A 25,550-nucleotide genomic window follows, 5' to 3' on the forward strand; every position below is an offset into this window, starting at 1 on the left:
ATCCGCAGGCAGGCAAGGGTCCCCTAACCCATCCCCTGACCCGTTCCCTAACCCGTTACGTACCTCCCGATCGAACTGCGCAGCTGGGCCAGGCTCGGCCGGGCGATCTGGATGGCGTCCGCCTTGCCGCCGAACGTGATGATCGTTTCCTCGCAGCTGCGCACGTTGCCCCGGAACGCGCTGTGTCCGACCAGCTTGCCGGTCCTCGCCTGCCGGACCGTCACGTCGTAGGTGGCGTTGCGCAGCGTCTGGCGCAGCACCGGGCCCTTCGAGCCGCGGTAGGCACAGCTGGCCAGCACGCTGCCCAGCGTGTACTTCACGCAGGCGACGATCTGGATCTCGGCCGGGTTGTCGGACTCCCAGGCGCTCAGGTCACCGAGGTAGTACTCGGCCGCGTGTCCGGCCGCCCGGACGTCGACGTAGACGTGGTGGCGGGGCGGGCCGGCGAACGCCGGGGCGTCCGGGAACACCTTGCCCTCACAGACGTCGGCGTAGTCGGAGGTCGTGGTCGCGATGCCGGAGTCCACGGTCGGCTCGAGCGTCGGCTCGGGCTCGCTGTAGACCGGTGGGAGCGGGGAGTCGATCACCGTCGAGTAGCTGCGCGGGCTCTGCGGCGGCCCGAACGAGCCGGCCACCGACGGGTCGGCCGACCCGACGCCCGGGATCACCGCGAGCAGCAGCAGCGTGATCAGCACCAGCACGCCGAGCCCGCCCAGGGCCCCGAGGTTCTGCTGGTCGTGACGTAACCAGCTCTGCCGGGCGACCGGGTCGATCGAGCCCGGCCGGTGACGTTCGATCGTGTCGATCAGCCGGCCCCGCGGGCCCAGCCCGGCCAGCGGCAGCACCCGGGGCGGGGGCAGCAGCTTCAGCGTGAACGTCTCGGCCGGATACCGGGTCAGCTCGACGCCGGCCACCTCGGTCCACCGGACGACCTGCACGACCGGGCCCCCGACCGGTGGCTCCACGACGTCGACGAAGCCGTGCTCGTGGTCGGCGAACCACCGCCGGACGGAGGCCGACGGCAGCAGGAACCAGAGGCCGAGCGACGCGACCGCCAGGATCAGGACGACGAGCCCGACGAACGGCACCCCGGCCAGCGCCAGCACGAGGGCCAGCAGACAGCCCGCGCCGACGACGACCGCGGCGAGCCGGACCGGGAACGCCCGGCGCGAGCGGAACACGCTGCCGGGGCGGCCGAGCCCGGCCTGGCCGGCCGCGTAGAGGGCTTGCGGGGGCAGACTCATGTGATCCTCCCGGTGACGCTGACCAGTCCGACCGAAAGCCAGTCCGCGCCCGGGTCGGCCGCCGTCGCGGCGACCACGTCGGCGTCGGCCCGGGTGAGCAGGCCCGCCTCGATCAGACGGTCCCCGAGCTGGCGCAGCGACAGCTCGTAGAACGCGGCCTCCGGGCTGCCCCCGTGCAGCAGCCGGTGCGTCACCTCGGCCTCGACGTGCCCGAGGCCGGCCGCGCGGACCGCCGGGGCCAGCGCGAACCCGCAGTCCGGGTCGGCGCCCACGCCCCGGAACCCGGCCGCCACCGCGTCCATCACGTTGCTCAGCGCACCGCTCGCGGCCGGCGGCGACGTGAACGGCTCCCACAGCCGAGTCGACGGTCCGCCGAAGACCGCGTCCTCGACCACCAGCACTCCCCCGGGACGCAACGCCCGGGCCAGCCGCGCGACGACCGCCGCCGGGTCGGTCACGTGCATCAGGAGCGCGCGGGCGTGCACGAGGTCGAAGGCACCCTCCTCCACCGGGTCGACGGTCACGTCGTGCCGCTCGACCTCGACCGGCGGTTCGTCGAGGTCACGCAGGAACGTCGTGTCGAGGTCGGTCGCGAGCACGCGCCCCTGGGTTCCGACGGCGGACGCGAGCCAGCTCGCGATGGATCCGGTGCCTGCGCCGACTTCCCAGCAATGCCAGCCGTCGGCGACTCCGGCGGTGCTCAGATGGCGGATCGTCGTGGCGTCGAAGATCGCCGCCAGGCCGGCGACCCTCGTCCGTTCCTGCTCCCACTGCTGGTCGTAGATGTAGGACGCCATGCCGGCTACTACTGTCGTGGCCCGTCGCGGTGCGCAACCGTACTGTCACCAATACGACGCAGAGTCTCTTGTGGACGTCGGCGCGGCATTGCGAACCGGGATTCCGCGGGACAGGCTGGGCAGCGTGGCCGCTTCTCTCTCGTACGAGCCGCTGACCCCGACCGCCTACCTCGACCGCGCCGCCGCCGCGCACGGCGACCGGATCGGCGTCGTCGACGGCGACCGGCGCTGGACCTACGCGCAGCTGCACGACCGCTGCACCCGGCTGGCCGGTGCGCTGGCACCGCTGGCCGACGGCCGCCCGGTGGCCGTGCTCGCCCCGAACGTCCACGAGCTGCTCGAGGCGAACTTCGGCGTGCCGTGGGCCGGGGTGCCGCTGGTCGCGATCAACACCCGGCTCTCGGCGAACGAGGTCGGCTACATCCTCGAGCACTCCCGGGCCGCGGTGCTGATCCATCACCCGGTCTTCGACGACCTGGTCGACGCGGTCCTCGCGGCCGCGGACGCCCCGCCGCATCGCGTCCGCCTGGGTGAGCGGTACGAGGAGTTGCTGAACGACGCCGAGCCACTGCACCGGACGCCGGACGACGAGCAGGCGCTGCTCTCGATCAACTACACGTCCGGCACCACCGGACGCCCGAAGGGCGTCATGTACTCGCACCGGGGCGCGTACCTGCAGTCGCTCTCGATGGTCGGGCACACCGGGCTGAGCCCGAGCTCGGTGCACCTGTGGACGCTGCCGATGTTCCACTGCAACGGCTGGTGCTTCCCGTGGGCGGTGACCGCGGCCGCGGCCACCCACGTCTGCCTGCCGAAGGTGGAGCCGGCCGAGGTCTGGCGGCTGGTCCGCACCGAGTCGGTCACGCACCTCGAGGGCGCGCCGACCGTACTCTCGATGATCGCCTACGCCTCCGACGCGTCGCCGCTGCCGGCCGGCCGCACCGTCCGGGTCGCGGTCGGTGGTGCGCCGCCGTCGCCGGCCATCCTGCGCCGGATGGACGAGCTCGGGTTCGACGTCACCCACCTCTACGGCCTCACCGAGACCTACGGTCCGGCGATGATCTGCGACTGGCGTCCGGAATGGTCATTTTTGGACGTCGACGAGCAGGCGAAGCTCAAGTCGCGGCAGGGCGTGGGGAACATGATCTCGTGCGCGGTGCGGGTGCTCGATCCGGAGGGCCGGGACGTGCCGGCCGACGGGGCCACGACGGGCCAGATCGCGCTGCGTGGCAACAATGTGATGCTCGGGTATCTGGACGACCCGGCGGCGACCGCGGCCGCGGCCCCGGACGGGTGGTTCCGCACCGGGGACCTCGGCGTCGTCCACCCGGACGGGTACGTGGAGCTGCGCGACCGGTCGAAGGACGTGATCATCTCGGGCGGGGAGAACATCGCGTCGGTCGAGGTGGAGCAGGCGATCATGGACCATCCGGCGGTGCTGGAGGCGGCGGTGATCGCGGTGCCGGACTCGCGGTGGGGGGAAGTTCCGGCCGCGTACGTGACGCTGCACGACGGAGCCTCGGTGACCGCGGCCGAGATCATCGAGCACGTGCGGGGACGGCTGGCCCGGTTCAAGGCGCCCAAATCGGTGACGTTCGGCGAGCTGCCCAAGACGTCGACCGGGAAGGTGCAGAAGTACGTGCTGCGCGAGAAGGCCTGGACCGGACACGATCGCCGGATCAGTTGACCGACCATCCCGCCCCCGGGCTGGGAGCCACCGCCGTCGCCGATCAGGGGCGTAATTCGGACCGCGGGGTGGCGGCCGAGCCGTTGGGCGAGCTCACGTCCGCGTGGGTGCGCTCGCGCAGCGCGTCGAAGATCGCCATCCCCTGGCCCACCAGGCCGGCCGCGACCTGGCTGACTCCTTCGGCGCCGTTGACCACCGTGACGTTCGCGCCCGCGAGCCCCTGCGCGGCCTGGCGGACGATCTCCGGCAGCTGGTCGATGAGCATCCGATCGAGCGCGACCCGGCCGCAGGACGCGGCCGCCTCGGCCTGGATCCGGATCTGCTCGGCCTCGGCCGCCGCCACGATCCGTACCCGCTCGGCCTCCGCCTCGGCCGGCCGCACGACCTCCGCGACCAGTTGCTGCTGCCGCAGTTCGGCCTCGCGCTGGGCCAGCTCGGTCTGGGCCGCGATGACCTCGCGCTGCGCCTGGGCTTGGGAGAGCGGGCCGGCCTGGGCCGCCTCGGCCTGCGCGGTGTCGATCTCGGCCTTGTACTGCGCCTGCACGATCGCGGTCTGCCGCGCGTACTCCGACTGCCTGCGCTGCGACTCCTGCTGCGCCTCGGCCGCCGCCTGGTTCGCCCTGGCCTGAGCGATCTGCGCCTCCCGCTGGATGGCCGCGTTGTGCGGGGCCGCCATCGCCGCGATGTAACCGAGCTTGCCGTCGTCGATCGACTGGATCTGCAGGGCGTCGACGGTCAGCCCGATCTTCGACATCTCCTCCTTCGACCCGTCGAGGATCTCGATGGCCAGCTTCTGCCGTTCGGTGATGATCTCCTCGACGGTCATCGAGCCGATGATGGACCGCAGGTGACCGGAGAAGATCCGCCCGGTCAGCACCGCCATCTGGTCCTGGTCGGAGAGGAACCGCTGCCCGGCCGCGACGATGCTCTGGACGTCGGTACCGACCTTGAAGGCGATGACGGCCCGCACGTTGAGACTGATTCCCTGCCGGGTGACGCAGAGCTCCTCGACTTCGGCCTCACGCATCGCCAACGTGAGGAAACGGGCCTTACGGAAGAACGGCAGCACGAAGGCGCCGTGGCCGATGATGACGCGGAACGGCGCCGCGTCGCGGTTCTTGCCGCCGGAGATGAGCATCGCCTCGTCGGGCGAGGGGACTCGGTACCCGAACATGGTTCGGACCTTCTTTCGGAAACGGGCGTCAGTCGGTGGGGCCCGGAGAGGGAACTTCAGGAAGTGGACGAGCGGCCTGTTCGCGCCGACTGTCCCACGCGACCACGTCGACGGTCCGCGCACCGCGCACGTCGACCACCAGGACCCGGGTGCCCCGCGGCATCGCCGCGTCGGACCAGGCCAGGTAGGCCTCGGGAGCGCCACCGACGACGAGGAGGACCTCGCCGGCCCCGGCCGCGCCGCGAGTCGGGACGATCAACTGGCCGACGCTGCCGACGACCGTGCGCTCCCCGTCCACAAGCCCGAGGATAGGCCTGCCCGGCACGTCGGCCGCACCGGTGCCGACGGTCCCGGAATCACGGGTCGGGGGCGGTCACGTCGCCGCGCTGCGGAGCCAGGTGAGGACCGCGAGGACCCGGCGGTTGCCGTCGGTCGCCGGGGGCAGGTCGAGCTTGACCAGCACGTTGCCGACGTGTTTGCCGACCGCCGCCTCGGACAGGAACAGCCGGCGGGCGATCGCCGCGTTCGAGTGGCCCTCGGCGACCAGCGCGAGCACCTCCCGCTCGCGCGGCGACAACCGGGCGACCGGGTCGCTCCGCCGCCCCAGCAGCCGCCGGACGACCTCGGGGTCGACGACAGTGCCGCCGTCGACGATCCGGTGCAGCGTCCGGACGAAGTCCCCGACGTCGACGACCCGGTCCTTGAGCAGGTAGCCGACCCCGCGGCCGTCGCCGGACTCGAGCAGGTCGGCCGCGTAGGCGTGCTGGACGAACTGACTGAGCGCGACCACCGCGAGCCCCGGATGCCGCCTGCGCAGGGCGATCGCCGCGCGCAGCCCCTCGTCGCCGAACCCGGGTGGCATCCGGATGTCGGTGATCACCAGCGCGGGGATCAGCCGCGCGACCGCCGCGGCCAGCGCATCGGCGTCACCGACCGCGGCCACCACGTCGAACCCGAACCGTTCCAGCACACTGGTCAGCCCCTCGCGCAGCAGGACGCCGTCCTCGGCCAGGACCGTCCGGAGGCCGGTCACAGCGGATCCCGGGGAAGCTCGGCGCGGAGCGTCCGGAGGCCGCTCACGCCGGACCCCAGGGCATCTCGGCGCGGAGCCGGGTCGGGCCGCCGGGCGGGCTGGACAGCAGGACCCGGCCGCCGACCGCGGCGACGCGGTCGGCCAGTCCGGTGAGGCCGGTGCCGTTGGCGGCGTCGGCGCCGCCGCACCCGTCGTCGAGAACCTCGACGACGAGCGTGTCGCGGTCCCGGCCGGTGTGGACGGTCGCCTGGCCGGCCGCGCTGTGCTTGGCGACGTTGGTCAGCGCCTCGGCCACGACGAAGTAGGCGGTCGTCTCGGCCTGGGCCGAGGGCCGGCCGGGCAGGTCCGTGTGCACGCGGGTCGGGACCGGGTTGCGGTCGGCCAGCTCGCGCAGCGCCTCGGGGAGGCCGAGGTCGGTGAGGAGCTGGGGGCGGATCCCGCGTATGAGCTCGCGAAACTCGGTCATGAGCTCCTTCGCCTGCCGATGCGCAACCGCTACGGCGGCCGCCGACTCGGCCGTGGCGATCGCCGTCGCCGTCGGGTCCGACTCGGCCGCAGCGGAGGCAGACGCCGGAGTGGAGGCCGGGGCCGGGGCCGCGGCAGAGGCCGGGGCCGCGGCAGAGGCCGGGGCCGCGGCAGAGGCCGGGGCCGCGGACGAGGCGGGCGGCTCGGTCGCCGGCGGGACCTCGGCGAGGAGGGTCCGGGCCAGGCCGAGTTGGAGGGTCAGGCTGACGAGGCGCTGCTGGGCGCCGTCGTGGAGGTCACGCTCGATCCGCCGACGCTCGGCCTCGAACGCGTCGGCCAGCCGCGCCCGCGAGCGCGAGACCTCCACCAGCTCGGCCCGCAGCCGAACCTCCCCGGGCGGCTGCAACAGCACCCGCGCGACCGCCGCATGCGCCCCCGCCACCACCGCCAGCAGATACGGCACGACCGGCAACGCCAGCACGGCCGCGATCGCATAGGGCGCGGCCTCGGCCGGACTCCCCACCGTGTCGAACCCGACCGCGATCGGCCCGTCGCCCACGACCACCGGAGCCACCACCCACGCGGCCAGCAGCACGAGCACCGACACCACCGCCCCGTACACCACCGGCCCGGCCGTGAGCAGCACCAACGCGTAGGCCAACGCCCGCCAGGTAGCCGGATCCGTGTAGAACGCCCGGATCCCACGCCCCCGTGCCGAACCCCGGAGCGGCCGGTCGTCGATCAGCCGCAACCGGACCCGCTCGACCTCCGCGACCGGCCACGCGACCAACGGCCCGACCCCACCGATCAGCACACCCCCCACCACCAGCAGCACCAGATCACCAACCCCGGCGAACTCCAACCGGGACACCCGCACCGCGAGCACCAGCCACGGCAACCCCAACACCCCGAACGGAACCGCAGCCACCGCCCCGACCGGCACCGTCGACACCAGATACGCACCAGCCCGCCACGGCCACGCACCCACCAGAAACCGACGGCGCCGCAGAGCCCCGAAAACTGTCACCGGCGGACGGTAACCTCGCCGAGTCCCCGCCCCCCAGCCGTCTGGATCCACCCACCCGGTAGACCTGGCCCTACCCCCACCCGATACCTACGCGCCGTGCCCCGGCGCCCCACCGCTGGTGTGCTCGACGGCATGCGATCACCCCTGACCGCGCTGGCCGCGGCCGTCCTCATCGGTTGCACCGCCTGCACCGACATCAGCTCGATCAACGAGTCGAGCCACGACCGGCGCTCGTTCGACCTGCCCGGCGACTCGCTCGTCGTCGACGCCGGCGGCACCGACGTCCGGCTGGTCACCGGCGACCCCGGACGCGTCCAGGTCGACCGGACGCTCACCGGCAAGGCGACCGCCGACGGCAACGCGTCCTGGTCGCTGTCCGGCGACCGGCTGCGGCTCCGCGTCACCTGCAGCGGGTTCGTCCCGGACTGCGGCGGGCTGCACGTCGTGCGTGTCCCGCCCCGCACCGCGGTCACGATCACCAGCGACGCGCCGGTCCGCGCGGTCGGCCCGACCGGCGCGCTCACCGCGACCGTCAGCGACAGCTGGCTCCGGGTCGAGCGTCCGGCCGGTCCGCTGCGCCTGCGCGCGCAGCAGTCGGTGACGGTCACCGACGCGACGTCCGCCGACGTCCGCGCCACCTCCGACGAGCGAAAGGTCGACGTCGCGTTCGCGCGCCCTCCCGATCATGTGGACGCCGAGGCCGCGGGCGCGGTGCGCGTCACGTTGCCGCCGGGGCCGGAGACCTACCGGATCACGTGCGACTGCCCCACGAAGAGCGACCCGGCCAGTCCCCGAACCGTCGTCGCCCACGGCACGACCGCCCAGGTCAGAAAGGCACCCTGACCCGCGATCGACGTTCCCGAGGCGGTGTGGCTGATCACCGCCGAGCAGGCCGGCCACGGAACCGGCCCGTGCGGGTTCTCGCCGACAAGGCTACGAATCGGCGGACCATTCGGCAGTCGAAGTCGATCCGATCGACCGTTTTTCCAAAATTGCGATGCTGATATGCTGGAAATCCATCGCATTACATTCTCGGCGTGACGAATTTCAGCGTCGACGTGCATTCTCTGTCCTATCGCGAGGGCGATTCCCAGTTCACCGGGCTGCTGTACCGGCCCTCGGCGCCCCCGGGCGACCGTCCGGGAATTCTGTTGTTCCACGGCGGCGCGGGCCTCGACTCGCACGCCCAGCAGCAGAGCCGCCGGTACGCAGAACTGGGCTACACCGTGTTCGCCGCGGACCTGTACGGCGACGGAACCGCCGGCGATCGGCAACGCATCCTGGCCCAGGTGACGGCCCTGCGAGACGATCCCGACCTGCTGGCCGCCCGCGGCCGGGCCGCGCTGGCCGCCGCGCCCCAGGTCGACGCGTACGCCGTGATCGGATTCTGCTTCGGCGGCCTGGCCGCACTCACCCTCGCCCGCGCCGGGGCCGAGCTGGCCGGCGCCGAGCTGGCCGGCGTGATCAGCGTCCACGGAACGCTGACCACCAGCGCTCCGGCCGAGCCGGGTGCGGTCACCGCCCGCGTCCTGGTCTGCCACGGGGCCCGGGATCCGCACGTACCGATGGCGCACGTCGAGCAGTTCGCCGCCGAAATGGACCACGCCCGGGCCGACTGGCAACTGAACGTCTACGGCGGCGCCGAGCACGGCTTCACCCACGAGCACGCCACCCCCGGAGCGACTCCCGGCGTGTCCTATCACCGCGACGCCGACGCGCGGTCGCACGCCGACATCCGCGCCTTCCTCGCCGACGTCCCGGCCCGCTGACCCCGCGGTGGCCCCGCGTCGGCTCAGCCCAGTAACCCGGCTCGATGGGCCGCATCCACCGCCGACGCGCGATCACGCACGCCGAGCTTCTCGAACAGGTGCAGCAGGTGCGTCTTGACCGTCGTCTCGGAGATGAACAGCGTCCGGGCCGCCTCGCGGTTCGTCGCCCCGGCGGCGACCAGCCTCAGCACCTCCAGTTCCCGCTTGCTCAGGCCCGGACTCGCCACGGCCGGCGGCGCGGCGGCCCGGCTCATCAGGCGGCTGGCCACCGCGGGCGAGAGCACCGCGTCGCCCTTGTGGGCGCTGCGCACGGCCCGCACGAGCTCGTCGCCGGGCGCGTCCTTGAGCAGGTAGCCGGTGGCGCCCGCGGCCACCGCGTCCAGCACGTCGGCGTCCGCGTCGAACGTCGTCAGGACCAGGACGCGAGCGGTGACGCCGCGGCGGCGGAGCTCGCGGATGGCCTCGACGCCGCCGGCGCCGGGCATCCGGAGGTCCATCACGACGACGTCCGGCTGCTCGACGACGGCGAGGAGAACCGCCTGCTCGCCGTCGGAGGCCTCGCCGACGACCTCGATGTCGTCGATGCTGTCGAACATCCCGCGGAGGCCGTCGCGGACGACCGGGTGGTCGTCGACGAGCATCAGCCGGATCATGACGCGGTCACCGGGGCGCCGCACGGCAGCGTGGCCACCAGCGCGGTGCCCTCCCCGGGCGTGCTCTCGACGATCAACGTGCCGTCGACCCGGGCCAGCCGGTCACGCATCGCGGTGAGCCCCATCCCGGTGCCGTCGGGCCGCTCGCCGACGGCGTCCGGATCGAAACCGACGCCGTCGTCGCGGACGTCGAGCATCACCGCGTCCTCCAAGTAGGTGAGCGTCACGCCGACGCGCGTCGCGGACGCGTGTTTCGTCACGTTGGCTAGGGCCTCCTGGACGACCCGCAGCAGAACCACCTCCTGGTCGGTCGGGAGCACGCGGACCGGTCCGGTGACGTCGACGTCGACCGGGAGGTCGGCGCCGGCGGCGACGCCCTGGATCGCCTTCGGCAGCGTAGAGCCCTCGAGGCGGCCCGGCCGGAGGGCCTGCAGTGACCGACGGGCCTCGGAGAGGCCCTCCCGGGCCAGCTGCGCGGCCTGATCGACGTGCGGACGGGTGGCGCCGGCCAGCTCGCCGGTGCGGTCGGCCGCCTCGAGCTGGCGGATGATGCCGGTCAGGGCCTGGGCCAGCGTGTCGTGGATCTCGCCGGCCAGGCGGGCCCGCTCGTCGAGCGCCCCGGCCTCGCGGGCCTGGGTGACCAGCTGGTTCTGCAGTCCCCGGTTCTCGGCCAGGGTCTCTTCCAGACGCTGGTTGGTCGCGGTCAGTTCCTCGAGCATCCGGCCGCGCTCGATCTCCTGCTCGCGGGACTTCCGGACGACCCCGGTGACGAATCGCACCAGCGCGAAGCTCCCGGCGGACAGCAGCAGCCAGACGACGATCAGCACCGGGGTCGTCGGGTAGCCGCCGATGTAGCTGGCCGAGGCGATCATGGCGACTCCGCCCATCGCCGGGTAGACCAGCCGGTCGGGCAGGTAGTTCGGGCCCTCGACGTACGCGTACCAGGTGTAGATGCCGTACCACGGGTTCAAGCCGACCAGTATCGCGGTGAGCACCAGCCGGACCAGGAAGTACGTAACCGGCCGGCCGCGCACCGACGGGTGGAAGACCCAGGTCCACCCGGCGGCGAGCAGCGTGACCCCGGCCAGGACCGGGATCGCGACCCGGAACGGGATCGCGTCGGCGCTGCGATGGCTGAGGACCGTGTCGGTCACCGCGACCACGAGGGAGGCGGCCAGCAGCGTCAGCGGCATCCAGCGCCGCAGGTTCGCGTCGGTCACCGCGTCCAACGGCACCGCACCAACGGTCGCCTCCGGCGAGGTACTCACGGCCGCCTCCCTTCCCACGATTCCATTCTGACGTTCAGGACCAGCGGAACCTACGGACGGCCGCTCCGATGAAGACCACCGCGTAGGCGGCCAGCACGACCAGCGACAGCGTCGGCGGGAAGTGGCCGTCGATCGACGAGCTCAGCGCCTGGCTGGCCGCGCCGAGCGGCGTGTAGTGCGAGAGCGTGGCCAGCCAGTGCGGCATGACCTGCTGCGGCAGCCAGAGCCCGGCGAAGAACATCAGCGGGAAGAACAGCCCGGTGGCGATCGCGTTGGCGATCTTCGCGCTCGGGGCCAGGGCCGAGATCAGCGACGCCAGCCCGAGCATCGCGGCCGACGACAGGACCAGCGAGACGATCCAGCCCGGCACGCTGCCGGGGAACCCGCCGTCGAACGTCAGCGTCGCCACGAGCAGGAGGACGACGACGGTGGCGAGCGTGATCGCGAGGTGGATGCCGATCTGGGTGGCCAGCAGGCGCCAGGGCCGCATCGGCGTCACCGACAACCGGCGGAGGATGCCGCGTTCCCGGTAGATGCCGAGGGACTGCGGCAGGCTCATCGACGACACCATCGCCAGCGAGATCAGCGCGATGATCCCGAGGTAGACCTGCGCGTAGCTGAGGCCGCCGAGGTCGTGGTTGGGCCGGCTGGTGCCGGGGACCACCGCGAGGATGACGAACGCGATCACCGGGAGCAGGAAACCCCAGATCAGCGTCGCCGGTTCGCGGAGGAAGAGCCTGGTCTCGGTCTTGAACAGGGTGGTCAGAGGCGCGGTCACTGGTTGCTCCCGGTGGTGAGAACGGCGTCGTCGAGGGTGGCCTGGTGTACGCGGAGATCGCGGGCGGTCAGGCCTTCGCGGGCGATGTGGGCGGTGACGGCGAGGATGACGTCCCCGGTGCCGGTGACGACGACGGTCGGGCCCTGGAGGGCGACCGTCTGCACGCCGGGCAGCCGGCGCAGGCCTTCGAGCTCGGCGACCGCGTCGCCGTCGAGGCGGAAGCGGATCTCCTGACGTCCGTCGGTGCGTGACGCGATGAGCCCGGCCGGGGTGTCGACGGCGACGATCCGGCCGTTCTCGAACAGCGCGAGGCGGTCGGCGAGGTGCTCGGCCTCCTCCATGAAGTGCGTGACGAGGACGACCGTGACGCCGTCGTCGCGCAGGCCGGAGATCAGGCCCCAGGTCTCGCGGCGGGCCTTGGGGTCCAGGCCGGTGGTCAGCTCGTCGAGCACGGCCACCCGGGGACGTCCGACCAGCGCGAGCGCGATCGCCAGGCGCTGCTGCTGGCCGCCGGAGAGCTTGCCGAACGGGCGGCGGCGGTGCTCGGACAGGTGCAGGCGCTCCAGCAGCGTGTCGCCGTCGATCGGGTCGCGGTAGAAGCTCGAGAACAGCGCGATCGCCTCCTCGACGCGCAGCTTGTCGGGCAGCTGGGAGTCCTGGAGCTGGACGCCGACGAGGTGCGCGAGCTTCTCGCCGTCGTGGTCGGGGTCGAGGCCGAGGACGTCGATCCGGCCGGAGTCGCGATGGCGGACGCCGGTGAGCATCTCGACGGTGGTGGTCTTGCCGGCGCCGTTGGGGCCGAGCAGCGCGAAGATCTCGCCCTCCTCGACGTCGAGGTCGATGCCGTCGACGACGGTCCGGCCGGAGTAGCTCTTGCGGAGGTCTCGTGCGGTGATTGCTGGCATGTCTCGAGCGTCGCGGCTCCGGGAGCTGGCGGGCATGCACCAGGAGGGCGGGGCCGGAAGGACCCGGGGGTCCTCCATCCGGAGGACTCAGGGTTCCTTCAGGTCGGCGCCGGTTACCTGGACGGGTGCGAGACGTGGCGTTGGTGCTGGCGATCGCGGCGGCCGTGGCCTACGGGGCGGGCTCGCTGCTGCAGGCGGTGGGGGCTCGGCGGGCCCGCAGCACGGTGCTCGTGTGGCGGGAACCGGCGTATCTGGCCGGACTCGGGCTGGACGGAGTGGCCTGGCTGTTGTCGCTGGTCGCGCTGCGGACGCTACCGATCTACCTGGTGCAGACGGTGCTGGCCGGGTCGCTGGCGGTGACCGCCCTGGGGGCGCGGGCGTTCCTCGGCACCGTGCTGCGCCGGGCCGACGGAGGGGCGATCGCGGTCACCGTGGTGGGGCTGGCGCTGCTCGCCGGGGCGTCCGGGACGCAGACGGAGGGCGGGTTCTCCACCGCGGTCTCCGTGGTGGTGGCCGCCTCGGCGGTCGCCCTGGCCGCGGCCGGCTGGTGGACGGCCCGGCGCGCGCGGGCCGGGCGGGAGTGGGCGGTGGTCGGGTGCGCCGTCGTGGCCGGAGCCGCCTTCGGCGGCGCCGCGATCGCGGTGCACGGAATCACGGTGGGCGGGAGCTGGCCGGCCGAGCCGGCGGTCTGGGCGCTCGTCGTCTTCGGCGTGACCGGTGCGCTCCTCTACGCCGCCGCGCTCGAGCACGGGAACGTCGCCCGGGTCACCGCCGTGCTCTGGACGGTCGAGGTCGTCGTCCCGTCGAGCGTGGGGTTCGCGTGGCTCGGCGACACGGTCCGATCGGGCTGGATACCGGCCGCGGTGGCCGGCTTCGCGCTGGCGATCGCGGCCGCCCTGGTCCTGGCCGGCTCCCCGGCCCAGGAACCCGCGACGGCCTGACCTCGCGTTTCAGACGCGGCCCGCGCCGACGGGCCAGACGACGCGAGTCTCGATGCCCCGCGCACGCGCGTACGCGACGATGTCACCGGTGCCACCCAGCCCCGCCGCCGGGGCGCCGTCCCACACCGCGAGGAGCACGTCGGACGAGTCGACGATCGCGTGCCCGGCCGCGAGGTACGCCTCCTCGGACGGCGTCGGGTACGCGAGCACGCGGTGCTGCTGAGCCCGGGCCAGCAGCCGGTCGTATTCGGGCCGGTCGTCGTCGGCGAACGTCGTCCGGTATCCCGCACTCGGAACGACGACCCTCAGGCTCCCCCGGCAACGGAGCACCTCGCGCGCGAAGAGCTGATCGGCCCCGACGGCCAGGCTGCAGATCCCGACCAGTGGTTCACCGACCTCCGCCAGCTCGGCGCGGAGTGCGCTGACGACCAGACCGACGGTCGGCGCCGAGAGCGATTGGTGGCCGGTGAATCCCACGATCGTCACAGGGCATCCCGCCGCGCCAAGTCCCAGAAGTACTGGCCTATCGGGGTCAGATACACCTCGCCGCCCTCCAGCGCTACCCAGTACAACGCTCGTCCTTCGTCGGTCGTGAGCAAGTTTGCATTGCGCAGCCGCCCGAAGTAGTCGAACTGCTGTTGCTCCGCCGTTCCCGTCAAGCCCGGGGGGAACGGTCGCCCCTCACCCTCGTGGTCCGGGCTGAGCCGGACGCGCGCTTTGGCCTTGGGAAAATGCTGCGGCAGTTCACGCAACAGCTCGACGTCCAGCCACGGCCGCCCCTCGCGGAGAACGGTCGGCTCGGTCAGATGCGCCTTGAGCAGTGGGCGCTGCGCCCACGCGTCGAACGCCGCGCTGACGAACTCGTACAGGCCGAGCCCGGTGATCCGGCCGAGATGATCGGTCGCACCGCCCTCCAGGCCGGCCAGCAAGACGCGGGTGAACACGCCGTGGCCGCGAGCCTCGCCGACCGGCTCGGTCGGCCGGCTCGCGGTCATCACCACGACGTTCTCCCGCAGCACCGCGACGCCGTGCCGGAACTGCTCGGCGATCGAGAGCGGCTGCAGCGCGGCGACGTTCCCGACGTCGCCGCTGTAGCAGCAGTCCAGGATGATCGTGGCGCTCCGCGCGGCCGAGCCGTTCGCCAGCGTGATCAGGTCGTTCATCGACACACCGGGGCTGTTGTGGGTGCCGTCCTGCGTCATGAGGTCCGCGCCCCACGCGGTCTGGCCACCGTGACCGGCGAAATAGAACAGCAGGTCATGGTCACGCGAGTTCGCGAACAGCCGCCCCAGTTCGTCGCGCAGGAGGCCGCGCGTCACGCCGCCGGGATTGGTCGCGGTGCCCAGTAGCACCTGCACGGTGAAGTTCCGGCTGCCGTCGTCGTTGCGCCTCAGGAGCTCCGCGACCGCCTCCGCGTCGGCGACGCATCCGCCCAGATTCGTCATGGTCGGGTAGTGATCGATGCCGACCGCTAACGCACGCTTCATGAGATCCCCCCGCTCTTAGTGTGTCAGCGAATCTGCGAGCTCCTCAGCGATGTGGCCAGCGAGGCGGTTGCGGCGGCAGCGCAGTGGGGCGAATTCCCAGCGTGACCTGGGCATGAGTCCGTAAGACCTCGCTGCCGATTCCCACTGGCAGGCTCGCGTAGTTGTGCGCCAGGGCAACCGGGATCACGGCGTCCTCGTAGAGTCGCGTGCCGACGGTGTCCAGAAGATCCACCGTGGTGCGTAAGGTCGGATAGGCGTTCCGATTCACCGCGAGGCGGTCATCGGTGACCGTCCCTCCGGAGAGACGCGGCACGGCGAAGACGTGCACGCGGCCGTCTTGCGTGCGGTACAGGAAACGCCGCCCGAAGTCGGTGTCTTTCCCGTATGCGGAAGCCGGTCCGGGAACAACCCAGCGCCGAAGATATCCGTCGGGCAGCTCGACGAGGGTGCCCGGTGGTAGCAGGTCGAGGCTTGCCAGCTGATGGGCGTGGTCGACGAGCACGCCGGTCTTCTGCAACCCGAGAATGGGGGGACTCTTCCATCCTCGTCGCGTCGCCGTCTCGTGGACGGCCTGGAGAAAACGCTCCGCGCCTCGTTTGAGGTCGGCCGCGGCACCGTGCACCGACAGCGGGCCGTCGAGAATGAAGGCCGTGTGCTGGTACTCACTCCCCTGCGCGAAGCATCGGATGAACCAGAGAAAGACCAGAACCTCGACGACGTTCATCAGCCTTCCGAGCACGGTGAGGTTACTGCCCTCCGGGGCGACCTCGAGGTGCAGCTGAAGGACGTCGGTCGGATAGATCGGCTCCCGACAACTGGGGCAGGAAATTGCCGCCGAACCGACCCGATGGGGTCCTTCGCACCCGCACGACGGACACTTCCGCACCTCGAGGAAGGCGGCCGGCGCGTCGGGGGTGCCCGGCCACACGTGAAGCAACACGTCGGTGAGCGACGCGAGGTCGTCTTCGCTGTCCCCCATCCGGCTGGCACGAAAGATGGTGTCGACAGCTTGCCGGATAGCCGCGGGCTGGTCCTGCCCGTCGCGATAGTTGATCACCGAAGTCGGAATGACGCTCTTCAGCACATAGCCGACCGCCGCCCGGCCGATCTCCCGAGGATCCACGAATCGATCCGCCGGCGGTGCGAGCATGCGATTCAGGTCGACATGGGCAACCGCTACCTGCAGATAGCCGACGCGCGCAGCGGGGAAATCTGGAAGAACTTCCACCTCGGCCGGACTGCCGTCCACGGCGACGGCTCGGCTGGTAGCCCGGCCGACCAGCGGCAGATCCAGCCGTGACGTTCGTAGGGCGCCGATGTCGTCCTGGATCCGATCGCGGGCCATCGCCCGGTCCGGAAGGTTCATTCCTTTGAGTGCCGCGGTCACGGCAGGGTCGACGATCAGGCCGCGATGATTGAGCCGATCGGCGCGCTCGTGGTTGCCTGACTCGTTCACGTACGGCATGCGGCCCTACCGTCGTCCGTCGAAATCATCGCTGCGGAGATCCTCACGATGAGTCGGCGCAGCCGGTCCGAGCGCGTCACCGGACGGGAGTCCGGACGGGACGACTCGCGCGGCCTCGGCGGTCGTCCGAGCCGCACCGATCATCTCGGCATCGAACTTTGCGATCTGCACCGGCACGATGTAACGCCCGCTCATGGTCTTCATGCGCACGAAGCCACGATCTTCGCTACCGCGGATCGCATCGCCGAAAGACTCGAAGTCGTAATACTTCGACAACTCGTTGACCTCATGTTTGCTGTTGAGGTGGGCCACGACCCAGTTGTAGGTATTGCTGAGCACTTCGTCGGCGACGGAGCGAACTTCCTGAGTGGCGTACATCAACCCGATCTTCAACTTGCTCGCCGTGCGCGCCAGCAGGACGTACGGGTCACGTTCCTGACTACCGAACTTCGACTTCTCGAAGAGCGTGTGCGCCTCTTCGATGACGATCTGCATCTTCGGCGGATTCTCGTTCTGGCGGAATACCTCACCTCCGCGGTCCAGCACCTCCATGATGATGCGCTCGGAGATCGCCTGCAGCACCGACTGCGTGCCGCGCGAAAGCTCGACGATGACGATCCTGCCCTCGGCGAGTTCGTTGTAGATCTCGACCGCGAAGTTACCGCTGGCATGCTGGTTGTGGAACGGCTCGACGTCTCGCATGCGGGCGATACCGGCGCGGTTGGTACTCGACTCGAAGACTGACATCACCGCTTGAGTTTGTTCCTCACGCAGCCAGTAGGCGATCGTCTGCCGGTCGGTGTTGGGACCGTCGTCGCGATGCTTGACGAGCCACTCGCAGACGTTGATCAGGTCCTGCCTCGACTCGATGCGAATCGAGCCACCGTCCAGCTTCACGATCGTGGCGCCGGTTTCAGCGATGATCGCGTCAGCGATGCGAGCCGCCATCTTCAGCGTGTACGACCAGCTCCTGGGCAGGCGAAAGTTCGCCTTGGCGAGGAGCGCATAGAAGAACATGCGGGCCCGTGCGATGTGCTGCTTCGCGCTGTCGAGCGCTCGCGCGTCCGGGTAGTCGGCGGGATCCGGATCGGAGAGGTCGGCGCTCACGAATCGAGTGATGTACTTCGCGTTACTCGTGCCGGCCAGTAGCACGTCGGCAATGACCTGCCGGGCCGGCTCGAGCATCTCCCGATCGAAGAAATTCAGCTGCAGGGCCCGACCGTCCTCGCCGAACCGGAGCCCGTAACGATAGATCGACACATGTTCGGCGCCCAGGTCCGCCAGCGCGGTTCCGTCCTGCTGGTTGACGTTGGCGTACTCGCCCTGAGGATCGAACAACAGTTGCCCGATCCGTTCGCCGTTCTCCGAGGCGTGCCGGAAGACAGCCGTCGTCAGCGTCTTGACGGTGTTGGACTTCCCGGTACGCGTCATGCCGAAGATGGCGGTCTTCTGCTCGATGAAGTCAGTGACGCGGACCGCGACCGGCACCTCGTGCTCACTGCGCAATTTGGCTCGTCGACGCGTGCTCGCGTAGCGAACGTGTCCGATCGGGAGCAGTTGCGGAGCCGCCCCCGACTCCGCCTCCCCTTCGGTGACCGACGGATACGACGCAATGACCTCGAGCGCGGCAGCTGACGGCTTGTAGACGCGGTAGGACGTGGCGGCATAGATGTTGTCCAGGTCGCTGCCGAACGCCAGATAAGGGACCTGATTCGACGTGATGTCGGCGTAGAAGGTCCCCAGGATGCGGCAGCGCAGACCGCTGTACTGCATCCGGTCGCGGGTCAGGTTGTCGATCGGAACGGCCGACGAGTCGAGCGTGAGGGCAGCCGGGTCCGGCGCCGCGTCACCCCAGACGGCCTCGTGCCGGGCCGCCGCCTCACGGATCTCGGTCAGCTCGGCCTGTCGGGGTATCGGAGCGGTGCCTTCGACGCGGAGAAGCAGCACCTCGTCGTCGTCCGGACTGCGTGCGGGCACGCCCGCCTCGCGAACCGTGGCCAGCAGAAAGCAGAACTCCGGAATCCCTCCGACGTCTCGCTTCCAGGCATCGTTGGTGATGACGGTCGCCCCGCGGAAGTCGATATCGAACACACGGCCGACGTTTTTGCCGTCGAGCAACACGTTGAGCGGATTCGCCTCCGCTTGAGCACGAGCGGATCCGATCGGCATCGCCATCCCGTTCCCCCTTCACCAGTGCCGGATCCCTGTCGACCGCAAGCGCTGGAGCGTAAACGTGGTATGCAGAAATGCTGCCCGCTGACTTCCCCCTGGCGAGCCGTAGTGTTCCACAGTGGATCAACGACGTCTGAGCCGCGCGCTTTTTCCGACCCGAATCGCCCGAACGGTCAGCGTTTCTGGATGCTCGGTACAGATCCTTCCGGGTCGGAACTTCTACTATCCACACTGGAGACGAGCGCGCTGGTGCACCCTGAGAGAGGGCGATACCGTGTGACGATGAGCGGTACGGCCGACTAGGAGCGTGCGTGGAAGACGGCGGGGATGGCCCACCAGAGCAACCGGTGGCCCGACGCACCCCCTGGGATCCTGACGACGTCAGGAACAAGCCGGGGCCGATTGAGAACGAGAGCCAGTTCGCGCAGTCCGTGGTGAGCCCTCTTCGCTATCCCGGCGCCAAACGCCGGCTCGTTCCCGCCATCGAGACCATCGTTCAAGGGAACGTCCCCCCGCCGCGCCTCATGATCGAGCCCTTCTGCGGCGGCGCGTCGACGGCCCTGCGGCTCGTCGGAACGGGCGTCGTCGAACACGCGATCCTCGCCGATTACGACTCGTTGGTGGCGTCGTTCTGGCGCACCGCCGTCTTCGATACGGCCTGGCTGATCGACGCGATGCGGGATGAGGAGATCACGGTCGCGCGGTGGGAGTGGTGGAAGCAAGCCAGCCCGCGGACCGTGCGCGATCAAGCCCTCAAGTGCCTGTTCATGAACAGGACGACCTTCTCGGGAATTCTTCACGGGCGAGCGGGCCCGATCGGCGGAAAGAAGCAGACCGAGACGACCAAGTACAAGATCGACTGCCGGTTCAACAAGGCGACGCTGGCCGAGCGCATCGAGGCCATCGGCAAGCTGGGCGACACCGGCCGGATCCTCGACGTCTGGACCTCGGATTGGCACGAGACTCTGTCCCGGATCGGCCGTGACTATCGCCCCCGGTTGGCACCCGACGAAATTCTCGTGTACTTGGATCCACCATACGTCGACAAGTCCGAATTCCTGTACCACCTGGCTTTCGACGAGAAGCAGCACAGTGATCTCGCCGCGACGTTGAACGGTGCCGATACCTACCGCTGGATTCTGTCGTACGACGACGACCAGGTGGTGCGGGCGCTCTACCCGGTAACGGGAGGCCGGCGGGTCTTGCACGCCCGTCATCAGTACAGCGCGGCCGCACTCAAAGCGCGAAACGATACGAAGGGTCGACGTCAGTCAAGGGTCGAATTACTGGTCACGAATTTTCCCGATGTACCGGAGTCGGACCGGTACCACCCGGTGGACGATTCGTCGTGCGACATCTGCGAGGGACGTTCGCCATAGGTTGCTGGTGCGTTGTCCACGAAGGTTCGCGGTGTTGGGGGCTGACTGCGGCGATCCCGGTTCGTCCAGCCTGGTGGGTGGGGTGCTCTAGGCAGGGTGGTGGGCTGTTTGCCGGATCTGGTGAGAGCGCGCAGGTTGACCGATGAAGCTGGTCCGCCGGGGTCGGAACCCGATCCGGGTGTGATCCACCGGTTCAACGAGGTCGAGCTCAAAGCTCGGGACCCTCGGTGGGCGGGAGGCCGTCCCCGCCGTTCACGCGGTGGAGCCTGCGGAAACTCGCCGCACCGCCGTTTCGCGTTGCTAATCCCTCGCCGGGGACCGCCTCTGGGGCGTGCTGCGCCGCCGCAAAGGCGGCGACCCCAACCACATCGCGCTGGCCCAGGGCCTGCACCGATACCTACCACCAACGCCCGACGTTCTGGCAGCACAACGGCGCGAACCAGAATGGTCAACGCATCAGTCACCGAGGAGCCGCCACACGCGGACGGTCTCGTCGTGTGCGCTCGCGCTAGCCAGCAGAGTGCCGTCCGGACTGATCGCAACGGAGGAAATCGCAGCCCGGTGGCCGGTCAGGGCGTCGTGGGCCGGCTTACCCGTGGCCGGATCCCACAGCTCAATGGCCCCATCCGAACCTCCGGCGGCCAGGACGCTCCCGTCCGGGCTGAACGCGACCGTGAACACTGCTTCGTTCTGCCCGGACATCGAGTCGCCGATCGGATCGCCCGTCACTGGGCGCCAGAGCCTCACCGCCCCATCCGTGCCGGACGTCGCCAGGGCGCTCCCGTCCGGATGGAACACCATCGACGACACCGGCGTGCCGACCGGATACGCCGGCCGAGCAGCCGGCCTCGGGCTGTCGGTACGCCAGACTCGTACAGTTCCGTCGGTACTGGCACTCGCGAGAAGTTCTTCCTCCGGGCTGAACGCCACCGACACGACGGAGTCACGGTGGCCGATGCGCGGATTCCCGACCGGCCTGCCGCTGGCGGGGTCCCACAGCCTGACCGTTTGATCGGTGCCGGCCGTAGCCACCAGGCTGCCATCAGGGCTGAAGGCCACCGACATCACCCAACCCCCATGGCCGCTGAGTGGTTCACCAACCGGCCTTCCGAGCACCGGATCCCAGAGCCGCACAGTTTTGTCGGTGCCGGCCGTAGCCACCAGGCTGCCATCAGGGCTGAAAGCCACCGACATCACCCAACCACCATGGCCAAGAAGCGGCCCGCCGATCGGCTCGCCGGACGCCGGATCCCACAATCTGACCGCCCGGTCGTGGCCGGCCGTTGCCAGCAGCGTTCCGTCCGGGCTGAAGCAGAGGGACTCGACCGCGCCGACATCGCCGGCCAGGGGACGGCCGTACCGGCCTGGCGCGAGGCGCTCGAGCAAGGGAGCGTCTGCCGGTCGGCTCTGGTCCGCGGTCGTCAGTGCGCGCGACCCAATTGGCGGCTGTTCGATGACCTGAGCGAAGAAGTCGCTGGTAGGCAGACGGCCATCGAGCACCTCCTCGTAGTGCACACCGGTGAGCCGGAGGGGAATTCGGCAGTCTTCGAGAAGCAACGGCAGGACTGGCTTGTCTTGGCCGAGCGCATAGAGGAACTCGTCGATGACCCAATCGGAATCGACTGCCGCCGGCGTCAAGACGACGATGAGCGCATCGCAGGCGTCGATGCGATTCTGCGTCTCGCGCATGTAGCGGGCACCCGTGCGGAGCTGCTGATCCCACCAGGGCGATATGCCCTCTGCCGCCAGGTGGGCGGCGAGCTTCTCGACGTACTGCCGATCGCGCCGGTTGTAGCTGATGAACATCGAGGTACCCGGTCGCGCGTCACCGGCGGCCCGTTGTGATGGTGTCACCCGGCCAGGACCTCCAGGATCTTCTCCCCGTACCGGGCCAACTTGTTCTCCCCCACGCCGCTCACCTGGCTCAACTCGGCCAGCGACGCCGGCCCGTCGGTGACGATCTGGCGGAGCGTCTTGTCGTGGAAGATGACGTACGGCGGGACGTTCTGTTCCTTCGCGGTGGTCGCCCGCCAGGCCCGGAGCCGCTCGAAGACCTCCTGGGCCTCGGGCGCGAGGTCGGCGACCGGTTCCTTCTTCCCGGCGCGCCCCGACGATCCGGACGACTTCGCCGGCCTCTCGGGCTCGCGGCGCATCATGACCTTGCGCTGCCCGCCCAGCACCGGGCCGCTGCCGTCGGTCAGCACCAGGACGCCGTACTCGCCCTCCACCGCGAGCAGACCTTGGGCCAGCAGCTGACGCACGACCCCGCGCCACTGGGGGTCGCTCAGGTCGGTGCCGATGCCGAACACCGTGAGCTCGTCGTGGCGGTACTGGCTGACCTTCTCGGTGCGCCGGCCGAGCAGGATGTCGATCGACTGCCCGGCCCCGAACTTCTGGCCCCGCTCGCGCTGGAGCCGGAGCACGGTCGAGAGCAGCTTCTGGGCCGGAACCGTGCCGTCCCAGGACTCCGGCGGCTCCAGGCACGTGTCGCAGTTGCCGCACGGCCCGCTGCCCTCCTGCCCGAAGTACGCCAGCAGCCGGGAGCGTCGACAGTCGACGGTCTCGCAGAGCGCGAGCATGGCGTCCAGATGCTGGGCGAGCATGCGGCGGTGGGCCAGGTCGCCCTCCGAGCCGTCGATCATCTTGCGTTGCTGGACGACGTCCTGCAGGCCGTAGGCCAGCCAGGCCGTGGACGGGAGGCCGTCGCGCCCGGCGCGGCCGGTCTCCTGGTAGTAGCCCTCGACGGACTTCGGCAGGTCGAGGTGGGCGACGAACCGCACGTCGGGCTTGTCGATGCCCATGCCGAACGCGATCGTGGCGACGATGATCAGCCCGTCTTCCCGCAGGAACCGGGCCTGGTTCCGCGCGCGCGTCCGGGAGTCGAGCCCGGCGTGGTACGGGAGCGCGGCAATACCCTGCGACACGAGGAACTCGGCGATCTTCTCCACCGACGCCCGGGACAGGCAGTAGACGATGCCGGCCTCGCCGTCGTGCTCGGTGCGGATCAGGTTGAGCAGCTGCTTGCGCGGCTCGGCCTTGGGCGCGATGCGGTAGCGGATGTTGGGCCGGTCGAAGCTGGCGACGAAGTGCCGGGCGTCGTCGAGGTTGAGCCGGGACGCGATCTCGGCGTGGGTGCGCGAGGTGGCGGTGGCGGTCAGCGCGATGCGGGGCACGTCGGGCCAGCGCTCGTGCAGCATCGAGAGCGCGAGGTAGTCGGGCCGGAAGTCGTGGCCCCACTGGGCGACGCAGTGCGCCTCGTCGATCGCGAACAGCGCGATCGTGCCCTTCTCGAGCAGGCGCATCGTGCGCGACTCGCCGCCGGCCAGCGCTTCGGGGGCCAGGTAGAGCAGGTCGAGCTCGCCGGCCAGGAACGACTTCTCGACCGCCCGCCGCTCCTCGAGATCCTGCGTCGAGTTGAGGAAGCCGGCCCGGACGCCGAGCGCGGTCAGCGCGTCGACCTGGTCTTGCATCAGCGCGATCAACGGCGAGATGACGACGCCGGTGCCCTCGCGGACCAGCGACGGGATCTGGTAGCACAGCGACTTGCCACCGCCGGTGGGCATCAGCACCAGCGCATCGCCACCGCCGATGACCTGCTCGATGATGGCCTGCTGCTCGCCCCGGAAGGCCTCGTAGCCGAACACCCGCCGCAGTACGTCCAGAGCCCCGTCCACGCGGGCGATACTACGAGCCCCCGCCGACAATCCGCTCGCTCTCCACAGCCGCGGCGATACGGCGGGCCAACGCCTTCTTGTCCAGCTTGCCCACCGCGGTCTTCGGCAGCGCCGGAACCCACTCCAGTCGCTCGGGCCACTTGAACTTGGCCACGCCCAGCCCTTCCAGGAAAACCTGCAGGTCGGGCAGCGACACCTCCGACCCGACCAGGTACGCGCACGACCGCTCGCCCAGCCGCTCGTCGGGCATCGCCACGATCGCCGCCTCCCGGATCGCCGGGTGCCGCAGGACCAGCACCTCGACCTCCTCGGCGCTGATCTTCTCGCCGCCGCGGTTGATGATGTCCTTCAGCCGCCCCTCGATCGACAGCGCGCGCTCCGGCCCGAACGTCCGGACCGCGACCAGGTCACCGGTCCGGTAGAACCCGTCGGACGTGAACGCCACCGTGTTGATCTCCGGCGCGTCGTAGTAGCCCCGCAGCGTGTACGGGCCCCGGCAGGCCAGCTCACCCACCTCCCCGTCGGGAACCACGGTCTCGGACGACGGGTCGAGCACGCGGAACTCGTCCAGCGGGGAGATCGGCGTCCCGACCGTGGTCAGCCGGGCCTCGCGGGGCGCCCCCGAAGCGCTCAGCGCGAAGAACCCCTCCCCCATCCCGAACAACTGCCCGGCCCAGACGCCGAACGCCTCCAACGCCGAGAACAGCGGCAGCGGCACCTTGGCTCCCGACAGCACGACCCGGCGCAACGACGGCACCACGGCCGGGAACGCCGGATGCGCCACTGCCCCGTAGTGCCCGTGGCCGAACAGCACGTCGGTGGCCCGTTCGGCCGCCAGCAGCGGCAACGCCTCGTCCAGCCCCGGCGACGTGAGCACCAGGCACCCGCCGACGCTGTGCGGCGCGTGCACCCCGCAGACGATGCCGGCATTGTGGACGATCGGGATCAGGTGCCCGTTGCGGGTCGTCTCGTCCCAGCCGGACGCCTCGGCGTAGGCCCGCGCGTTGTACCAGTACTCGGCGTGCAGCCGCGGTATCACCTTCGGCACGCCGGTCGTGCCGCCGGAGAGCTGGAACGCGGCCACGCCGTCGGGGTCGAGCGACGACTGGATCCGGTCGACGACCTTCCGGGCCAGGGCGTCGTCGTTCCCGGACGGCAGCGCGTCCAACCGGAGCAGCGTTCCGATCCCCAGCCTCCGCGCGAACTCCACCAGGTCGAAGCGGCCCCCGGCTTCGACCAGGTGCGCCGCCGCCCCGGTCTTCCCGGCGATCGCCCGGATCTCGTACTCGCGGTGCGCGGTCAGCGTGCAGACCGGGACCAGACCGGCCTTGAGCAGCCCGTACCAGGCCACCACGCTCGCCAGCCGGTTGCCGATCTGCAGGACGACCCGGTCGCCCGGCGCCAGCCCCAGCTCCACCAGCCCGAGCGCGAGCCGATCGGCCCGCCCGTCCAGCTCGCGGTAGGTCAGCCGGCCGTCGGGCGCCACCACCGCGTCCCGATCTCCGAACCGCTCCGCGATCGACCGGAACTCGGCCGCGATCGGCCGCGTGCCCCAGGCCCCGGCCGCGCGGTAGCGCGCAACGACGTCGTCGGGGTACCGGATCACGCCGTCGGTCCAGGTCATGCTGGGAA

Annotated in this window: 22 protein-coding genes; 5 read left to right on the forward strand and 17 right to left on the reverse strand. The window is 70.5% G+C overall.

The annotated features are described in order from the left end of the window. Window positions 1-47 precede the first annotated feature (47 nt). Window positions 48-1,244 (reverse strand): hypothetical protein, encoded by a 1,197-nt coding sequence (locus FL583_RS08820; RefSeq protein WP_142704059.1) that lies wholly within the window; start codon window positions 1,242-1,244, stop codon window positions 48-50. Continuing rightward, the gene (locus FL583_RS08825) at window positions 1,241-2,041 is read right to left on the reverse strand and encodes a class I SAM-dependent methyltransferase (protein ID WP_142704060.1); all 801 of its coding nucleotides are present in this window, start codon (window positions 2,039-2,041) and stop codon (window positions 1,241-1,243) included. The genes FL583_RS08820 and FL583_RS08825 overlap by 4 nt, the downstream gene beginning before the upstream one ends. A gap of 124 nt (window positions 2,042-2,165) precedes the next feature. Between FL583_RS08825 and FL583_RS08830 the strand changes: the two genes are divergently transcribed. Further along, window positions 2,166-3,728, forward strand: a complete 1,563-nt coding sequence (locus tag FL583_RS08830) for an AMP-binding protein (RefSeq protein ID WP_240746631.1) — start codon at window positions 2,166-2,168, stop codon at window positions 3,726-3,728. A gap of 43 nt (window positions 3,729-3,771) precedes the next feature. Here the strand turns inward: FL583_RS08830 and FL583_RS08835 are convergent, their stop codons facing one another. The 4 genes from FL583_RS08835 to FL583_RS08850 all read right to left on the reverse strand — a co-directional run bounded on the left by FL583_RS08835 (window position 3,772) and on the right by FL583_RS08850 (window position 7,427). After that, complete coding sequence (locus FL583_RS08835) at window positions 3,772-4,902, reverse strand: SPFH domain-containing protein (RefSeq protein ID WP_142704062.1); 1,131 nt, start codon at window positions 4,900-4,902, stop codon at window positions 3,772-3,774. A gap of 28 nt (window positions 4,903-4,930) precedes the next feature. Further along, the gene (locus FL583_RS08840) at window positions 4,931-5,200 is read right to left on the reverse strand and encodes a hypothetical protein (RefSeq protein WP_142704063.1); all 270 of its coding nucleotides are present in this window, start codon (window positions 5,198-5,200) and stop codon (window positions 4,931-4,933) included. Window positions 5,201-5,275: 75 nt separating this feature from the next. After that, window positions 5,276-5,935 (reverse strand): LuxR C-terminal-related transcriptional regulator, encoded by a 660-nt coding sequence (locus FL583_RS08845; RefSeq protein ID WP_142704064.1) that lies wholly within the window; start codon window positions 5,933-5,935, stop codon window positions 5,276-5,278. Window positions 5,936-5,978: 43 nt separating this feature from the next. After that, window positions 5,979-7,427, reverse strand: a complete 1,449-nt coding sequence (locus FL583_RS08850; RefSeq protein WP_142704065.1) for a sensor histidine kinase — start codon at window positions 7,425-7,427, stop codon at window positions 5,979-5,981. Window positions 7,428-7,559: 132 nt separating this feature from the next. Here FL583_RS08850 and FL583_RS08855 point away from each other — a divergent pair, with 132 nt between their 5' ends. Together FL583_RS08855 and FL583_RS08860 are read left to right on the forward strand one after the other, a co-directional pair. Further along, window positions 7,560-8,270, forward strand: coding sequence for a hypothetical protein (locus FL583_RS08855; protein WP_142704066.1), 711 nt, complete (start codon window positions 7,560-7,562; stop codon window positions 8,268-8,270). 194 nt (window positions 8,271-8,464) lie between these two features. Next, a complete protein-coding gene (locus tag FL583_RS08860) occupies window positions 8,465-9,196 on the forward strand; it encodes a dienelactone hydrolase family protein (RefSeq protein WP_170323559.1) in 732 nt (243 codons plus the stop codon). Window positions 9,197-9,219: 23 nt separating this feature from the next. Here FL583_RS08860 and FL583_RS08865 read toward each other — a convergent pair whose 3' ends face one another. The 4 genes from FL583_RS08865 to FL583_RS08880 are packed head-to-tail and all read right to left on the reverse strand — an operon-like array spanning window position 9,220 to window position 12,800. After that, on the reverse strand, window positions 9,220-9,837 hold the full coding sequence (locus FL583_RS08865) for a response regulator (protein WP_276611582.1): 618 nt from the start codon (window positions 9,835-9,837) through the stop codon (window positions 9,220-9,222). 8 nt (window positions 9,838-9,845) lie between these two features. After that, window positions 9,846-11,117, reverse strand: a complete 1,272-nt coding sequence (locus FL583_RS08870) for a sensor histidine kinase (protein WP_142704069.1) — start codon at window positions 11,115-11,117, stop codon at window positions 9,846-9,848. Window positions 11,118-11,151: 34 nt separating this feature from the next. Then, a complete protein-coding gene (locus FL583_RS08875; RefSeq protein WP_142704070.1) occupies window positions 11,152-11,895 on the reverse strand; it encodes an ABC transporter permease in 744 nt (247 codons plus the stop codon). Further along, window positions 11,892-12,800: an ABC transporter ATP-binding protein gene (locus tag FL583_RS08880; RefSeq protein ID WP_142704071.1), complete on the reverse strand. Its 909-nt coding sequence runs from the start codon at window positions 12,798-12,800 to the stop codon at window positions 11,892-11,894. The genes FL583_RS08875 and FL583_RS08880 overlap by 4 nt, the downstream gene beginning before the upstream one ends. A 134-nt stretch (window positions 12,801-12,934) precedes the next feature. On the opposite strand from FL583_RS08880, the gene FL583_RS08885 reads away from it, so the two are divergent. Then, window positions 12,935-13,741 carry a hypothetical protein gene (locus FL583_RS08885; protein ID WP_142704072.1) on the forward strand — a complete coding sequence of 269 codons (807 nt, stop codon included), beginning with the start codon at window positions 12,935-12,937 and terminating at the stop codon, window positions 13,739-13,741. Window positions 13,742-13,750: 9 nt separating this feature from the next. Here FL583_RS08885 and FL583_RS08890 read toward each other — a convergent pair whose 3' ends face one another. Genes FL583_RS08890 through FL583_RS08905 form a run of 4 tightly spaced genes read right to left on the reverse strand, consistent with a single transcriptional unit; the run spans window position 13,751 to window position 18,868 of the window. Further along, entirely contained in the window at window positions 13,751-14,227 is a 477-nt protein-coding gene (locus FL583_RS08890) for a hypothetical protein (protein WP_142704073.1), read from the reverse strand. Further along, complete coding sequence (locus FL583_RS08895) at window positions 14,224-15,228, reverse strand: caspase family protein (RefSeq protein WP_142704074.1); 1,005 nt, start codon at window positions 15,226-15,228, stop codon at window positions 14,224-14,226. Before FL583_RS08895 ends, FL583_RS08890 begins: the two co-directional genes overlap by 4 nt. Window positions 15,229-15,271: 43 nt before the next feature. Next, window positions 15,272-16,693 (reverse strand): hypothetical protein, encoded by a 1,422-nt coding sequence (locus FL583_RS08900; protein WP_142704075.1) that lies wholly within the window; start codon window positions 16,691-16,693, stop codon window positions 15,272-15,274. 6 nt (window positions 16,694-16,699) lie between these two features. Further along, window positions 16,700-18,868: a helicase HerA domain-containing protein gene (locus tag FL583_RS08905; protein WP_142704076.1), complete on the reverse strand. Its 2,169-nt coding sequence runs from the start codon at window positions 18,866-18,868 to the stop codon at window positions 16,700-16,702. A 308-nt stretch (window positions 18,869-19,176) separates the two neighbouring features. On the opposite strand from FL583_RS08905, the gene FL583_RS08910 reads away from it, so the two are divergent. Then, complete coding sequence (locus tag FL583_RS08910) at window positions 19,177-20,244, forward strand: DNA adenine methylase (RefSeq protein WP_170323560.1); 1,068 nt, start codon at window positions 19,177-19,179, stop codon at window positions 20,242-20,244. Between the two features lie 456 nt (window positions 20,245-20,700). On the opposite strand, the gene FL583_RS08915 is transcribed toward FL583_RS08910, so the two are convergent. From FL583_RS08915 to FL583_RS08925, 3 genes are read right to left on the reverse strand one after another with little or no spacing between them, the layout of a single operon-like run. Beyond that, on the reverse strand, window positions 20,701-22,050 hold the full coding sequence (locus FL583_RS08915) for a toll/interleukin-1 receptor domain-containing protein (protein ID WP_142704078.1): 1,350 nt from the start codon (window positions 22,048-22,050) through the stop codon (window positions 20,701-20,703). Between the two features lie 44 nt (window positions 22,051-22,094). Then, entirely contained in the window at window positions 22,095-23,918 is a 1,824-nt protein-coding gene (recQ, locus tag FL583_RS08920) for a DNA helicase RecQ (RefSeq protein WP_142704079.1), read from the reverse strand. A 10-nt stretch (window positions 23,919-23,928) separates the two neighbouring features. After that, entirely contained in the window at window positions 23,929-25,542 is a 1,614-nt protein-coding gene (locus FL583_RS08925) for a (2,3-dihydroxybenzoyl)adenylate synthase (protein ID WP_142704080.1), read from the reverse strand. Between the last annotated feature and the right edge of the window lie 8 nt (window positions 25,543-25,550).

Source organism: Cryptosporangium phraense, from assembly GCF_006912135.1.
Classification (GTDB): Bacteria; Actinomycetota; Actinomycetes; order Mycobacteriales; family Cryptosporangiaceae; genus Cryptosporangium; species Cryptosporangium phraense.